Here is a 13,489-nt window from a genome sequence, read left to right as displayed (position 1 = left end):
AACTAGGGCGGTTTCCACCGGGAGTGCTAAGAAAACACGCAATTTTCTGTTGCGACTCACTGCGGAATAAAAAAGATTTAAGCGCGTTTTTAAATTAATAAACAACTACCAGCTAACCACAATTAGCTCCCAAGGAGACAATGATGGCTGAAGCCATGGTATTCGATTTACTCCTCTTTTTTCAACGTTTCTGTCTCAAGAAACGGCATACCCCCCATTTTTTCGACGTGACTTTGAAGGTTTGTTAGCTTTTTACGCAAGTAAAACGCTTAAAGACCATGAATGTTTTCAATAATCCACTGCCTGGACAGGAACAGTCTCACCTTGCTCGTGTTCTTTTAAAAGTAAGTCGGTCCCCCTGGCCCGACCTGGGGGCAGGCAAGGAGTTCAACCTACAACTGCTATACTCAAAATACCTAATTTTTTAGGAGATTCTCATGCCCAAGATAACCAAAAAACAGATGAAAGAGTCAAAAGAGGCTAGCAAAATTAAACCCGGTGATTTAGAAAATGTTTCTGGAGGCGTTAAAGAGCGCCCGCTTTTCCCTAAAAGGAAACCACCCTACAGGCGACCCGAATAGAAATTTATTTTGCAGTGAATCCAGATTAAATACCACCCTCATGTGCATACAACCAATCTCTAACCCTGGTTCTATGCATCGCAGGCACTTTGCTTTTGCAATAGCTATTCCATCAGCATGGGGTACCCCCCCTCTTTGATGTAATAATACCAATCACAATGTGAGGTTGCTGAACTAAATTAAGGAAAATAACCCTAATTACGCCCCGCTCTCAATCCCTCAGAGACATCCTAATTTTTTTCTTGCCAATGGAATGACAATTAGGACTTAAAAAGCCAATAATTCGACATTTAACGTGTTAAATTTTATTGTTATTTTTTAATCTTGCTGTCAGGCAGATGAGTGTGTTATAGATGGGTGTGATTGACTTTTAAACAAGGATGATGAAATGGACTTCCCGCGTTTTTTTGTCTGTTTTTTTCTTTTTCTGGTTTCTTTTGGAGCATGCTCAGAAACACCAGATAAGAATATGGGTATTGCTTTTGTACATGGCACCAATGACCATCGCGAAGATGCTGATGGTGGTTATTGGAAAAGGAGTTTTATCAATTCACTGGCTTCAGCGCTTCCCAATCCAGCAAACCACTACATCGTTCATTGCGATTTTAGCCATTACATGTGGCATGAAGAAGCCGCAGGATGCCTGGCTAGCCAATTACTCGAATTTGTTCATGAAAAACAAATTAAACATTTGACGGTTTATACGCATTCGAATGGTGCAAATGTCATGCGTTGGATCCTTTCCAATCCCACCTATGATCCGCGTTTCATGCTTTTGTCTAAAAAAATCCATCACGTCATTGCTATTGCACCGTCCAGTGGCGGTACACCCTTAGCTGACGAAGCAATTGATGGCAATGGGTTTGAGGATGAGGTAGCCTGGTTGCTCGGTTATCGCAATGATTCGGTAAAGCAACAGCGCGTTGGCGATATGGCGCTCTTTAATGATGAAATGTTATTTGGTAGTAAAGGACGACCTTCTTTACCAATTCCTTTTCACGTTATTGTCGGCTCCGATGTTAATGCCTCACCGCTAGACAAGGAAAGCTATTGCAATCAATACCTATTGAATGCGGCATTAAAAATCACCCAACGTTATCTGGATGACTGCTCAGATGGTTTTTTGGATTGTGATTCACAAATGACCGCTGGTCTTTTCTGGTTTTATGATTGGCAAAAAACGAAACAACAAACCCCTTTGAGCCATAATCAAAGCCGCCATTCATGCTTTGGTTTGGACGATATTCTACGGAAAGCACTATTTGCACAAGGAGCAATTCAATGAGAGGTCAGCTATTTGTTTTAATCTTATTAGGGACACTACAAGCGCAGGCAATGACCTTCCCGCAGCAAGCACTTAAACCCTATGATTGCAAGCGTTGTGAAAATCTCCCACGAGAGACTCTCAGTACAAGTTGGCCAACCAATAATAATCCTTTAGGGCATAAAACAAAGCATCAACAAAAAAGCCGTAAATACAAGATAAAAACAACCTTTGGACAATTAAAAAAGGGGCTTGTTATCAATACACAAGCACCTGGAGCCATTATTCGTATTACACCTTTAAATCGAAAATTACCTGCCAAACCTGACTTTCGCATTAAAAATAGTAAGGGTCTTGATTTGACCCTCCTTGAAGCCTCTTCCTTATTTTCCAAAGAAGAAGCGCTACAAAATACTTTCTTTAATGGTCGCGATCTAATTCTCTTACAATTAAAACCGGAACTAGGTGCCGGAGAATTTGTCTTAAGTAGTTCTACACCTGGCCTAAAAGATGATGAAAATTACCTTATCCACGTTTTTGATAAGGATGCAAAAACCTATTTACACGTCAAGACGGATAAGGCTCACTATCAATACGGAGATGAATTAGTGGCAACCATTTCTTTTCAAGATGAGGAACAGCATTATCGCATTGATGCCATTGATGCTTCTTTAGTCAATGCAAGTGGGGACACCATTCCTTTAAATCTGGAAAAAATAGAAGATGAAAACTACGAAGGGCATGCAACCCTCCTATGTGATAAAGATAGCCAGGGAGGGAATTGGTATGTGGAAGTCAAAACGACTACAACACTTAATGCGCAAACCATTAAGCGACAAGGGCATTCTGCTTTTTCTTATATTATTCCCTCCGCAGCGATTCGGGAAATCAAAAAAACAGGAACTGGCCCGCTAACTTTTTCTGCGAGCGTTGAAGCAGCTACTGATAGCCGCTATGCCTTGCAAGTCGTTCTTTATGGTAGTGATAAAGCAGGAAAAATACACCCCATGCAAACAGCGCAAACTGCTGCATGGCTAACTGCCGGTCTCCATAATTTGGATTTTTCATTTGATTCCGAGCTAAAAAGTAATTATAAAGCACCTTATTATCTTGGCTATATTCATTTAACCGATTTGGGTCAATTAAAACAGGTTTTTGAATTTGATACGCCGATTGCACTCACCAAACTAGGGGAATAATGGCTTATTTTGCTGATTTTTCATTGCTTGAGGGTATCGCCATAGCGATTGCCCTCCAATTCTGTCTTTTATTGTGGCTTATCCGCCGTCAATACCAACAACGTCAACACACTGAAGCCCAGCTCGATAAAACACAGCAATTGTTCACCAACCAATTGCATCAGCTGCATCTTGAATTGCAGCAAGGTTACCAAGCGAGTCAGCATAGTATTAGCGAAAAAATTATGCAGGGTCAGTTAACGAGCCAGCAATTAATCAGTGACATTGTACAACGACAAATGACCGATGTCAGGGAACAAATGAGCCACAGCTTTAAACAGCATGCCAGTTCGCTCTCCTCTCATCTGCAAACGTTGACAGAAGAAATACGCAATCATCTTCATAGCCTCACCCAGCAAGTGAATCATAAATTAACTGAGGGCTTTGAGAAAACATCCTCAACGTTCACTGATGTCGTTAAGCGCTTGACCATTATTGATGAAGCACAGAAAAAAATTACGGAGTTGTCTTCCCATGTGGTCAGTTTACAAGATGTCTTGGTAGACAAACGGGCACGCGGTGCTTTTGGTGAAGTCCAATTATCAACGTTGATTGCTAATATGATTCCCAGCACCCATTATCGTATGCAATACACACTGAGCAATCAAAAAAGAGCGGATTGTATTTTGTTCCTTCCTGAGCCGACAGGCAATGTCGTCATTGATGCCAAATTTCCATTGGAAACTTTCCAAAAGCTGATGAATACAGATGCGACCTCCGTTGAGAGAAAATCATTACAGCAACAATTTCGTCAAGATTTGCAAAAACATATCAAAGACATCGCTGAAAAATACATTATCCCTAATGAAACCACCGATGGCGCAGTCATGTTTATTCCAGCCGAAGCCATTTTTGCCGAAATTCATGCCAACTACCCAGAAGTGATTGCCCTCGCCCAACGATTGAAAGTCTGGCTTGTTTCACCCAACACTTTAATGGCTGTCTTAACGACAGCAAGAGCTGTTCTAAAAGACGATGCCACCCGTAAGCAAATCCATATCATCCAGAAACATTTGCATGCCTTGGCCGATGATTTCCAACGTTTTGAAAAACGAATGGACAAATTATCCAAACATATTGATCTTGCTCATCAGGATGTCAGTGAAGTCAGTACTTCGGCTAAAAAAATTACCCAACGTTTTCAAAAAATTGAATCGGTGGAATTGGACATGCAAGAATTAGAAAAAACGATCCCGATACTTGATGCAGTTGAAGACTAGCTTCTCATCGATTGTCTCAAGACATTGAAAAACAAATAACCCCGTTGCAAGCAGCCAGGGTTTTAACAGTCGTCATTGTAGGCTAAAACCAATCTTTTACGAATGAAGAAAAAGGAGTCCTCAAAAATAATGTCATTGTTAGATCAATAAGATAACTTCTTTTTAATTCCGTACCTATGGTATGCTAGAAAAATATTAATTGATGGGATCCCTCATGCGCCTAAAGTGTTGTCTGCTTGCCATCACCTTTTTTTTTCTTGCTTTCTCTGTAAACGCCGAGATTATTTCGCCTAATGACCCTCGATGTAGATACGACCAACCTTACATACCAAGCTGTGCTAAAACTGTATGCTGTGGTGATATGGGTGGTATTAATTACTGCGATTCATCAGCAGGTCGCTACGTGTGTAATAATGGCTATTTCTCATCCTGCTATTGTACTCGACATGCGGTGATGGATTTAGAAAAATTGCAGGGTTGCTGCTTATGGCAAGGTGGGGTTTTCTCCACAGATGAAACGGGACTCGTTATTTGTAATAACGGTGGTATATCCCAAACTTGTAGTGGGGAACCACCCTATCAACCTATTTCAAGCTGGCAATAATCTGTCAACCTGCCGTGCCTTATGCACGGCATCCGTATCTACAAAACGACATTGTCTTCCTAGCGCAGATGGGAATCACCCGATTCCCATCTGCATGCAAAAGATACAATGCACTGGACAAGCCATCCTGCAAACCGCATAATTCTTCTATTTTGTGCGGCGCAAGCATGAACAACACCCCTCTTATAGAAATTAAGCAGATTGATAAAGTCTATGGTGGTGCTACGATACTGAATAATATTTCTTTATCAGTATACAACGGCGAATTCCTGACTCTGCTTGGCCCCTCCGGCTGTGGAAAAACTACCCTGCTGCGTTTGATCTCAGGCTTTGAGCAGCCTACAGCTGGCGCTATTTATATTAATGGCCAATGCGTTAATTTATTGCCACCACAAAAACGTGATGTTCATACCGTTTTTCAAAGTTATGCCTTATTTCCCCATTTATCCGTTTATGAAAATGTCGCCTTTGCCTTGCGTTGTAAACGTGTTAAGGAAAGCGAAATTGCGCAGCGAGTTACAGAAACCCTGCGTCTGGTGCAATTAGAAGCCTTTGGTGAACGTAACATCAAACAATTAAGTGGTGGCCAGCAACAACGTGTCGCAATTGCTCGTGCAGTAATCAATCGACCACAAGTCTTACTACTTGATGAACCCTTAAGCTCGCTGGATTACCGCTTACGCAAAGACATGCAATATGAACTTAAGCAATTGCAAAAAGCGTTAAAGATGACCTTTATTTTCGTCACCCATGATCAGGAAGAAGCCCTGTCTATGTCGGACAGAATTGTTATCTTTAATCACGGTCATATTGAGCAAATCGGTACACCAAGGGAAGTGTATGAAACGCCAAGCAATCTTCATGTGGCAATGTTCATCGGCGAAGCCAATATTTTCGATATCTCTGTGGATGCCCTGGATGAGCAAGACTTACTCACCAAAATTGAATCCGTTACACTACGCTGTAAAAACACAGCTCGGTTTAAGCCAGGTGATAAAGCACATCTAATCATTCGACCTGAGGATATTCGGGTGTGGAGTCTTAATGAAGTAGAAGATACGCAAGAAATGCTGCCGGGAAAGATAGTCGATATTGTCTATAAAGGGTCTACCGTTGATCTCAAAGTAGAACTACCCTCTGGAAAAATCATCAATGCATCGGAGTTTTTTGATGAGGACGATGATAAGCTGGAATATGTGGCCAATGAAACGGTTTGGGTAGAGTGGTTACCCGGCTGGGAAGTCCTATTACCTTATGAACATCAATAATCCTGGTGCTGAGAATTAAGATGAACGTTAAATCACCGTCTCTTTACTTGACTTATACCTGGCTATTCATTTTTAGTTTTATTCCCCTAGGTTTGGTCTTGATAGCCAGTTTTTTATCGCGAGATAGCAGCCATCTGGTGAGCTTACCCTTTACATTAACCAATTACACCGCCCTACTAACACCTGTCTTTGCCAAGATTTTTTTTCGTTCCCTATTAATTGCTTTCGTTACTACGGGATGCTGCTTACTAATTGCCTATCCTTTTAGCTATTTACTGGTTAAATCAAAACATCAATCGTTATTGTTATTATTGATTATTATTCCCTTTTGGACGAGCTCGCTTGTACGTACTTATTCACTCATTGCCATACTCAAATCCAAAGGAATTATCAATGCCATTCTGTTGAAATTACATTTGATCGATACCCCACTCGCTTTACTATACTCCAATTTTGCAGTTATCAGCGGGCTGGTTTATAACTTATTTCCTTTTATGGTCTTGCCTATTTTTACCAACATGGAGCGTTTTGATTTCAAACTGATTGAAGCAGCGAAGGATTTAGGAGCCAATAAATGGGCTATATTTTTTCGCGTGTTCTTACCCAATACCGCCAGCGGTATTATTGCAGGCTGCTTATTGGTGTTATTACCCGCAATGACTTTGTTTTACATCCCTAACGTACTGGGCGGGGCTCGCTCTATTTTATTAGGTAATTTAATTCAAGATCAGTTTCTGGTGTTAGAGAATTGGCCGCAGGGCTCAGCAACCTCGGTGGTATTAACAGTCCTTTTACTGATTTTATTAATTATTTATCGTCGCCAGAGTAAGGAGGTATTGCATTGAAGGCCTTGGCGCAAAAAACATTTTTGAGTCTTGTTTATCTCATACTTTATTTTCCTATCTTGGTTTTGATCGTTTACTCAATCAATAACACCAAATTTTCCCTGCAGTGGCATGGCTTCTCTTTACGCTGGTACATAGAACTTTTCCATGATCGCGGGTTATGGTCCTCTTTTCTACATTCCATTCTGTTAGGACTCAGCGCATCCATTGCAGCTACTACGATAGGCGTACTAACCTGCGTCCATCTATTTCTCTTTCGCAGTAAGCACAGCCATTTCCTGTATGCCTTATTATTATTGTTGATTATTATTCCGGATTTGGTTCTTGGTGTTGCCTTGCTTTTATTTTTTAATGCCAGCAATATTCCTTTAGGCTTTTCAAGCTTATTAATTGCACATATCACGTTCTGCATTCCTTTTGTGGTGTTAACAATCAATAGCCGCATTCATACCCTTGATCCCAATATCTATTTCAGTGCCCTGGATTTAGGAGCGAGTCGTTGGATTGCCTTAACTAAAATTCTGCTGCCCTTATTATGGCCAGGCGTTTTAAGTGCCTTTTTGCTTTGTTTCACTTTATCGTTCGATGATGTCATTATCAGCTACTTTGTTGCTGGTCCTGATTTTAATATCTTACCGCTCACCATTTATTCCCTGGTTAGGGCAGGTGTAACCCCGGAGCTGAATGCCTTATGTACGATTACTCTGCTGATATCGATGGTATTAGTTATCATTTCACATCGCTTATCGGGTAAATCAGTATGAAAATTCTACGCTTTTTTCTTCTAATGATAACGGCCTCTTTTTCTGCCCATGCCAATAAAGTGGTCAATGTCTACGTCTGGGGAGGAGAAATTCCCAAAAAGGTCATACAACAATTTGAACAACAAACAGGGATTAGGGTTAATTTTTCTACGTATGACAGTAATGAAACGATGTACGCCAAATTAAAAGCAAGTGGCAAAAGTATTTATGATGTCATCCTTCCCTCTGCTTATTATGTTGAGCGCATGCAAAGACAAGGTATGCTCACGCCACTTGATCAAACTCGCTTACCTAATCTTGCCAATTTGGATGAGCGCTTTACCAATAATAACTATGATCCAGGCAACCGTTACAGTGTGCCTTTAATTTGGGGGGCTACGGGCATCTTTTTCAATCGAGACTTCGTCAAAATGACACCACGTAGCTGGAATACTCTCTGGCAAAGTCGTTGGCGCCGGCAATTGATGTTGCTTGATGACTCAAGAGAAGTGTTTGCTATTGCCTTGATGAGCCTCGGCTTTAATCCTAATGATAGCGATCCCAAACACATTGAAGCGGCCTATCAACGCCTACTGGCACTTGTTCCTAATATCAAATTATTTGCCAGTGACAGCATTCAGGCCATTATGATCGATGAAGATGCCATAGCCGGCTCTGCCTGGAATGGGGATGCTTTTAAAGCGCATGCCGAAAATAACAGAATTGACTTTGTTTACCCCAACGATGGCTTTGTAATTTGGGTTGATTGTTTGGCAATGCCTCTTAGCCCGCCACATCCTGATGAAGCCTATCAATTTATTAATTTCATGCTCCAGGCTGAAATCAGTGCGAAAATCGCACTCGCCGAAGGGCATGCGATTACCAATGCGAAAGGACGCGAATTATTACCTAAATCAGTGAGTGAAAATAAGGTTGTCTACCCCTCAGCCGAAACACTTAAGCGCGGCCACTTTCAACGCGATGTTGGTGAAGAGACTTTGGCACTTTATAACCTCTATTGGCAGCAATTAAAACTGGCATTTTAATGCTGCATGGCTATAAGGTGGATTAATACCAGCGGAAAAAATGATTATTAAGATAACAGTCTTTTTGAAATACCTTGAGATATCATCATAATGTTTTCAATACTCATGCCCACTTTTTTGGAACCAAGCTGATCGTTTATTTGTTTCCATATCGCATCGGAACGAATACACTCCAAAAAATCATGCCCAAGCCAGCTCAGGCGAATCAAATGGAACCCATGCGGAGAACCGCCTGGTGTTTTATGGATTTTGCCTTTGATTAATCCCGCTTCTTCCATTATTTCCAAATGGTAGGAAATTTCGTTGTGTTCATCTATAGGAAAACTGTCTAACGTCAACAGTGCATTTGGTGAAAGCTCTTCCACTTTGAAGAGTATATTTCTAATCATATCCCAGTTACGTTTCATAATCCTCTTGGCTCTAATTATCCGCTTATAAATACTATAGTGTGAATTTAGGAATCTATAAATTCTACAAACATCCAAACATCATGCGCTAAAACGATTCGCACTGAATGGTAAGGGATTCGTTATCAAATCGGAGCCCGTTATCATCTCCGCAACCAAACGTCCCGTAACCGGTCCCAAAGTCAGGCCATGATGGGCATGTCCAAAAGCAAACCATAGCCCTTTATGGCGAGGTGCCTGGCCAATAATGGGAAGCATATCCGGGGTACATGGACGGCAACCCATCCAGGGCTTTTCTTCAAGTCGTTTGGTAATAGGGAAAAGCGTGCGTGCAATAGGCTCTACACAGTTAAGTTGTACTGGCGTCTTTCGCGAGTCACGACGCGCAAATTCAGCGCCCGTCGTTAGCCGGATCCCGCGTGTCATTGGCGCCATAACATAGCCATTTTCGACATCCAACACCGGGTGATTGAGGCATGTATCCGGTTTCATATCATAATGCATATGGTATCCACGTTTAACAGCCAGTGGGAACCGATAGCCCAATCGAGCACTTAATATATCCGACCATGGTCCTAAGGTAATCACAGCAGAATCTGCTTTAATCTCGCCCTGCTCTGTCTTGAGTGTCCACTGATCAGATAGCTTGCAGGCATCTCCAAAGAAAAAGCGCCCACCAATACGCTCAAAGTGCTTTGCATAAGCAGCGACCAACGCACCAGGGTCACTGACCGCCTCAGACTGCGTATAACGAAGGGCGCCTAACAAAGATTGATCAAGATCGGGTTCAATCTGACGTAAGGTGTCGGCATTCAATTCCTCAAATTTGGCGCCATGCTCAGCCAGGCATTTTTCAGCAAACCTTGTTTCAATATCCTGCTTTTTCGCGCTACGAAAAACTTTAAGCCACCCTCCGGAGCGAAACAAATGTTTAGCGTCTGCTGCCTCAGCCAGCGAATGATGTTCCGATAAACTATATTGGATTAGCGTTGCATAAGAGCGAGCAATCTCGGCGTGGCGGGATGGATGAGAATGAAACCAGTATTTCCATAGAAAAGGTGCCAATTTTAGTAAGGAAGTTAAGTGATATCTGGCTTCCGGTGAGCGGTTCAAAGCATATTTAATCAGGGAACCAATATCTCTTGGGAAAGCATAAGGATACACACCTTCACGCTGAATTAATCCAGCATTGCCAAACGAGGTTTCACTTCCTGGAAATTTCAGATCCACCAAAGCAACCGAACGTCCGCGCATTTGTAAATGAGTGGCAACCGATACACCAACAATTCCGCCGCCAAGCACAAGGGCATCAAATTTCATAGGCCATGCTCTCCATTGCTGAAAAAAATGTCATATAAAAAGGTAGCCTAGCATAATGGCCAATTTTACCGTAATTGGCAAATCGGAATATTAATTTTTATATCAGAAATGCTCTCTCATGGGAGTGACATCTGTTTACAGTATCTTAATTTTGGCTTTTTACTAATGAATTGGCTAGCATCGCGATTCGAATCCCGATTGCTTTTGGAAAAAGCAACCATGACAAACCAATAAGAAAATTTAGCTTGCCCTGGTAATCCCGACATTGATACCAAGCTATGTTTTACTGACTTGTTCAACTGCTTTTGCTAGAATCTCCCCAAACTTATCGCCTTAGAGTGTCATGTCTGTTAGTCATACTCCCATGATGCAGCAATATTTACGCATCAAAGCCGATTACCCTGATATGCTTCTCCTTTATCGCATGGGTGATTTTTATGAGCTTTTTTATGATGATGCCAAACGGGCATCGCAACTGCTCGATCTCACCTTAACTCATCGTGGGCAATCGGCCGATAAACCAATACCAATGGCTGGTGTTCCTTATCACGCGGTTGAAAATTATCTGGCACGCTTATTAAAGAAAGGTGAATCTGTCGCCATTTGCGAGCAAATTGGGGATCCAGCTACGAGCAAAGGCCCTGTTGAGCGCCAAGTCACCCGTATTATCACGCCAGGAACAGTAACCGATGAGGCGCTTCTCGATGCGCGGCGAGACAATATATTACTTGCCATTCATCCTCAGGCGAAGCAATATGGCCTCGCTTGGGTCGATTTAAGTGGTGGCCGTTTTCACTTGTTACAAGTAGGCGATGAAGAACAACTTATTGCTGAAATCAACCGCCTGCAACCAGTAGAAATTCTGCTACAAGATGCCATTGCTATCAATTGTCTACGTAATAATGAGCGGGTAAAAATTCGCCCGGCATGGGATTTTGCCCCCGAACGAGCTCGTCAACGTCTATGTGAGCAATTTGCAGTTAGCGATTTGAGTGCTTTTGGCGAAAAAGACTATGGCAATGCCTTCCCTGCGGCAGGCTGTTTATTGGCTTATCTAGAAGCGACGCAACGCCAGGCTTTGCCGCATTTAACCAGTATAACGCTGGAACAAAATAGTGATTATTTACAATTAGATGCTTCCACACAAAAGCATTTGGAATTATTTGAAAATTATCAAGGAGGACGAGAAAATAGCTTACTCGCCGTTCTTGATTACACAGCCTGCGCGATGGGTAGTCGTTTGCTAAAGCGCTGGCTTGGCAGGCCCCTGAGTCAACATAGTGCAATCCAGCAACGCCAGCAAGCAGTTAAAGAACTGATTGAGAAAAAGCAAGATACTCTGTTACAACCGCTCTTACGGCAACTCTGTGATGTAGAAAGAATTGTCTCCCGTATTGCGCTTAAATCGGCCAGACCCCGTGATCTGGTGCAATTGCGTCAAACGTTGGCTCTCTTACCCGAATTGCATGCAACAGTTGCCCAAAACAAAGCCTCTTTAACACAAACACTGGCAGGACAATTAATTGCGCAGCCAGTATTACACAACCTCTTAACCGCGGCCCTTGTCGACAATCCACCCATGTTAATTCGTGATGGTGGTGTCATTGCAACGGGTTTTGATGAAGAGCTTGATGAATTAAGAACCTTAAACAACCATGCTGCGGAAAAACTCATTACCTTGGAAAATGACGAGAAAAAACGTTCCGGGCTCTCGTCGCTGAAATTTGGCTACAATCGCGTGCAAGGCTATTACATTGAGTTATCACGCAATCAGGCAGAGAAAGCGCCTGCAAATTATCAACGAAAACAGACGTTAAAAAATGTTGAGCGCTATATCACACCGGAATTAAAGTTATTTGAAGAAAAAGTCTTGTCCGCAGAAGTCAAAGCCCTTGCAAGAGAAAAATGGCTTTATGAAAATTTACTGGAAGAAATACAACAATACATTACTTCGCTCTCTCAATTGGCACAGGCAATTGCCCAACTTGATGTGCTCAATAATTTTGCTGAACGAGCACAAAGCCTGAAATGGTGCTGTCCAGAATTAGTTAGCAAACCCGGTATTCACATTCATGCCGGACGCCATCCGGTGGTAGAACAAGTTCTGCAACAGCAATTCATTGCCAATGATTTAGAGCTGGATGATAAACAAAATATGCTCTTGATTACCGGCCCTAATATGGGAGGTAAATCGACCTACATGCGCCAAAATGCTTTAATTGTCTTGCTCGCGCATCTAGGGAGTTATGTACCGGCTAGACAGGTACAAATAGGTCCTATCGATAAGATTTTCACACGCATTGGAGCGAGTGACGATCTGGCCTCAGGGCGCTCCACCTTCATGGTCGAGATGACTGAAACAGCCCATATTCTACGCCAGGCAACCGCTAAAAGTCTTGTTCTTATTGATGAAATAGGACGGGGTACCAGTACTTATGATGGGATGGCACTGGCCTACGCAACCTGTATCTATCTGGCCGAAACCGTCAAGGCCTACAGTTTGTTTTCGACTCATTATTTCGAATTAACCCAGTTACCTGAACAAATGGATCGCATCAGAAATATTCATTTACAAGCCACATTGGCAACAGGCCGTATTGTTTTTTTATATCGGGTAGAAGAAGGCCCTGCCAATCGCAGTTATGGCCTCGAAGTAGCGCAACTTGCCGGCCTTCCCGCTGAAGTTTTGCATCTTGCTACGACTCATTTGGATCTGGTTCAACAACAGTCTCCTCAACAACCAGCCCCTGCAACTACAGTGAAACCCCTGGCACCTGTACTGCGTGAGTTAGCGAAAATTGATGCCGATAATCTTTCAGCTCGTGAAGCACTCGAATTGGTCTATCGTCTAAAAGCATTGGAGGCAAACGAAATAACAGATTAGATTTTTTTCAAAATTTAGAACCTGCTTTGTAACTACGGTACTCGAATACTGAAAATACTGGCATCGAAA

General features: G+C 42.3%; 12 protein-coding genes. 10 read left to right on the top strand and 2 right to left on the bottom strand.

The features are described 5' to 3' along the window. The first annotated feature begins 437 nt into the window (after positions 1 to 437). The 9 genes from DYC89_RS16485 to DYC89_RS05745 all read left to right on the top strand — a co-directional run bounded on the left by DYC89_RS16485 (position 438) and on the right by DYC89_RS05745 (position 8,809). Positions 438 to 581, top strand: coding sequence for a hypothetical protein (locus tag DYC89_RS16485; RefSeq protein WP_181879334.1), 144 nt, complete (start codon positions 438 to 440; stop codon positions 579 to 581). 388 nt (positions 582 to 969) lie between these two features. Continuing rightward, on the top strand, positions 970 to 1,866 hold the full coding sequence (locus DYC89_RS05780) for a hypothetical protein (protein WP_181879333.1): 897 nt from the start codon (positions 970 to 972) through the stop codon (positions 1,864 to 1,866). Continuing rightward, positions 1,863 to 3,044: a DUF4785 domain-containing protein gene (locus DYC89_RS05775; RefSeq protein WP_181879332.1), complete on the top strand. Its 1,182-nt coding sequence runs from the start codon at positions 1,863 to 1,865 to the stop codon at positions 3,042 to 3,044. Before DYC89_RS05780 ends, DYC89_RS05775 begins: the two co-directional genes overlap by 4 nt. Further along, positions 3,044 to 4,303 carry a DNA recombination protein RmuC gene (locus DYC89_RS05770; protein WP_115220911.1) on the top strand — a complete coding sequence of 420 codons (1,260 nt, stop codon included), beginning with the start codon at positions 3,044 to 3,046 and terminating at the stop codon, positions 4,301 to 4,303. The genes DYC89_RS05775 and DYC89_RS05770 overlap by 1 nt, the downstream gene beginning before the upstream one ends. A gap of 214 nt (positions 4,304 to 4,517) precedes the next feature. Continuing rightward, positions 4,518 to 4,907: a neurogenic locus notch gene (locus tag DYC89_RS05765; protein WP_115220910.1), complete on the top strand. Its 390-nt coding sequence runs from the start codon at positions 4,518 to 4,520 to the stop codon at positions 4,905 to 4,907. A gap of 167 nt (positions 4,908 to 5,074) precedes the next feature. Next, on the top strand, positions 5,075 to 6,175 hold the full coding sequence (potA, locus tag DYC89_RS05760) for a spermidine/putrescine ABC transporter ATP-binding protein PotA (RefSeq protein WP_115220909.1): 1,101 nt from the start codon (positions 5,075 to 5,077) through the stop codon (positions 6,173 to 6,175). A 20-nt stretch (positions 6,176 to 6,195) separates the two neighbouring features. After that, positions 6,196 to 7,020 (top strand): ABC transporter permease, encoded by an 825-nt coding sequence (locus DYC89_RS05755; protein WP_115220908.1) that lies wholly within the window; start codon positions 6,196 to 6,198, stop codon positions 7,018 to 7,020. Beyond that, on the top strand, positions 7,017 to 7,784 hold the full coding sequence (locus DYC89_RS05750) for an ABC transporter permease subunit (RefSeq protein WP_115220907.1): 768 nt from the start codon (positions 7,017 to 7,019) through the stop codon (positions 7,782 to 7,784). The genes DYC89_RS05755 and DYC89_RS05750 overlap by 4 nt, the downstream gene beginning before the upstream one ends. Next, complete coding sequence (locus tag DYC89_RS05745) at positions 7,781 to 8,809, top strand: ABC transporter substrate-binding protein (protein WP_115220906.1); 1,029 nt, start codon at positions 7,781 to 7,783, stop codon at positions 8,807 to 8,809. The genes DYC89_RS05750 and DYC89_RS05745 overlap by 4 nt, the downstream gene beginning before the upstream one ends. Before the next feature lie 47 nt (positions 8,810 to 8,856). On the opposite strand, the gene DYC89_RS05740 is transcribed toward DYC89_RS05745, so the two are convergent. Further along, positions 8,857 to 9,216, bottom strand: coding sequence for a DUF2513 domain-containing protein (locus DYC89_RS05740; RefSeq protein ID WP_115220905.1), 360 nt, complete (start codon positions 9,214 to 9,216; stop codon positions 8,857 to 8,859). Between the two features lie 81 nt (positions 9,217 to 9,297). After that, positions 9,298 to 10,536, bottom strand: a complete 1,239-nt coding sequence (locus DYC89_RS05735) for an NAD(P)/FAD-dependent oxidoreductase (protein WP_115220904.1) — start codon at positions 10,534 to 10,536, stop codon at positions 9,298 to 9,300. Positions 10,537 to 10,879: 343 nt separating this feature from the next. Here DYC89_RS05735 and mutS point away from each other — a divergent pair, with 343 nt between their 5' ends. Continuing rightward, positions 10,880 to 13,420 carry a DNA mismatch repair protein MutS gene (mutS, locus tag DYC89_RS05730; RefSeq protein ID WP_115220903.1) on the top strand — a complete coding sequence of 847 codons (2,541 nt, stop codon included), beginning with the start codon at positions 10,880 to 10,882 and terminating at the stop codon, positions 13,418 to 13,420. Positions 13,421 to 13,489: the final 69 nt, after the last annotated feature.

This window comes from Legionella donaldsonii (assembly GCF_900452385.1).
GTDB classification, from domain to species: domain Bacteria; phylum Pseudomonadota; class Gammaproteobacteria; order Legionellales; family Legionellaceae; genus Tatlockia; species Tatlockia donaldsonii.
This window is presented reverse-complemented; position numbering and strand designations above follow the sequence as displayed.

Excerpts from the sequence above, each read along its gene's own strand:
- DYC89_RS05765 (WP_115220910.1), top strand. The coding sequence starts at position 4,518 with ATGCGCCTAAAGTGTTGTCTGCTTGCCATCACCTTTTTTTTTCTTGCT.
- DYC89_RS05755 (WP_115220908.1), top strand. The coding sequence starts at position 6,196 with ATGAACGTTAAATCACCGTCTCTTTACTTGACTTATACCTGGCTATTC.
- DYC89_RS05780 (WP_181879333.1), top strand. The coding sequence starts at position 970 with ATGGACTTCCCGCGTTTTTTTGTCTGTTTTTTTCTTTTTCTGGTTTCT.
- DYC89_RS05775 (WP_181879332.1), top strand. The coding sequence starts at position 1,863 with ATGAGAGGTCAGCTATTTGTTTTAATCTTATTAGGGACACTACAAGCG.
- potA (WP_115220909.1), top strand. The coding sequence starts at position 5,075 with ATGAACAACACCCCTCTTATAGAAATTAAGCAGATTGATAAAGTCTAT.
- DYC89_RS05745 (WP_115220906.1), top strand. The coding sequence starts at position 7,781 with ATGAAAATTCTACGCTTTTTTCTTCTAATGATAACGGCCTCTTTTTCT.
- DYC89_RS16485 (WP_181879334.1), top strand. The coding sequence starts at position 438 with ATGCCCAAGATAACCAAAAAACAGATGAAAGAGTCAAAAGAGGCTAGC.
- mutS (WP_115220903.1), top strand. The coding sequence starts at position 10,880 with ATGTCTGTTAGTCATACTCCCATGATGCAGCAATATTTACGCATCAAA.
- DYC89_RS05770 (WP_115220911.1), top strand. The coding sequence starts at position 3,044 with ATGGCTTATTTTGCTGATTTTTCATTGCTTGAGGGTATCGCCATAGCG.
- DYC89_RS05740 (WP_115220905.1), bottom strand. The coding sequence starts at position 9,216 with ATGAAACGTAACTGGGATATGATTAGAAATATACTCTTCAAAGTGGAA.
- DYC89_RS05735 (WP_115220904.1), bottom strand. The coding sequence starts at position 10,536 with ATGAAATTTGATGCCCTTGTGCTTGGCGGCGGAATTGTTGGTGTATCG.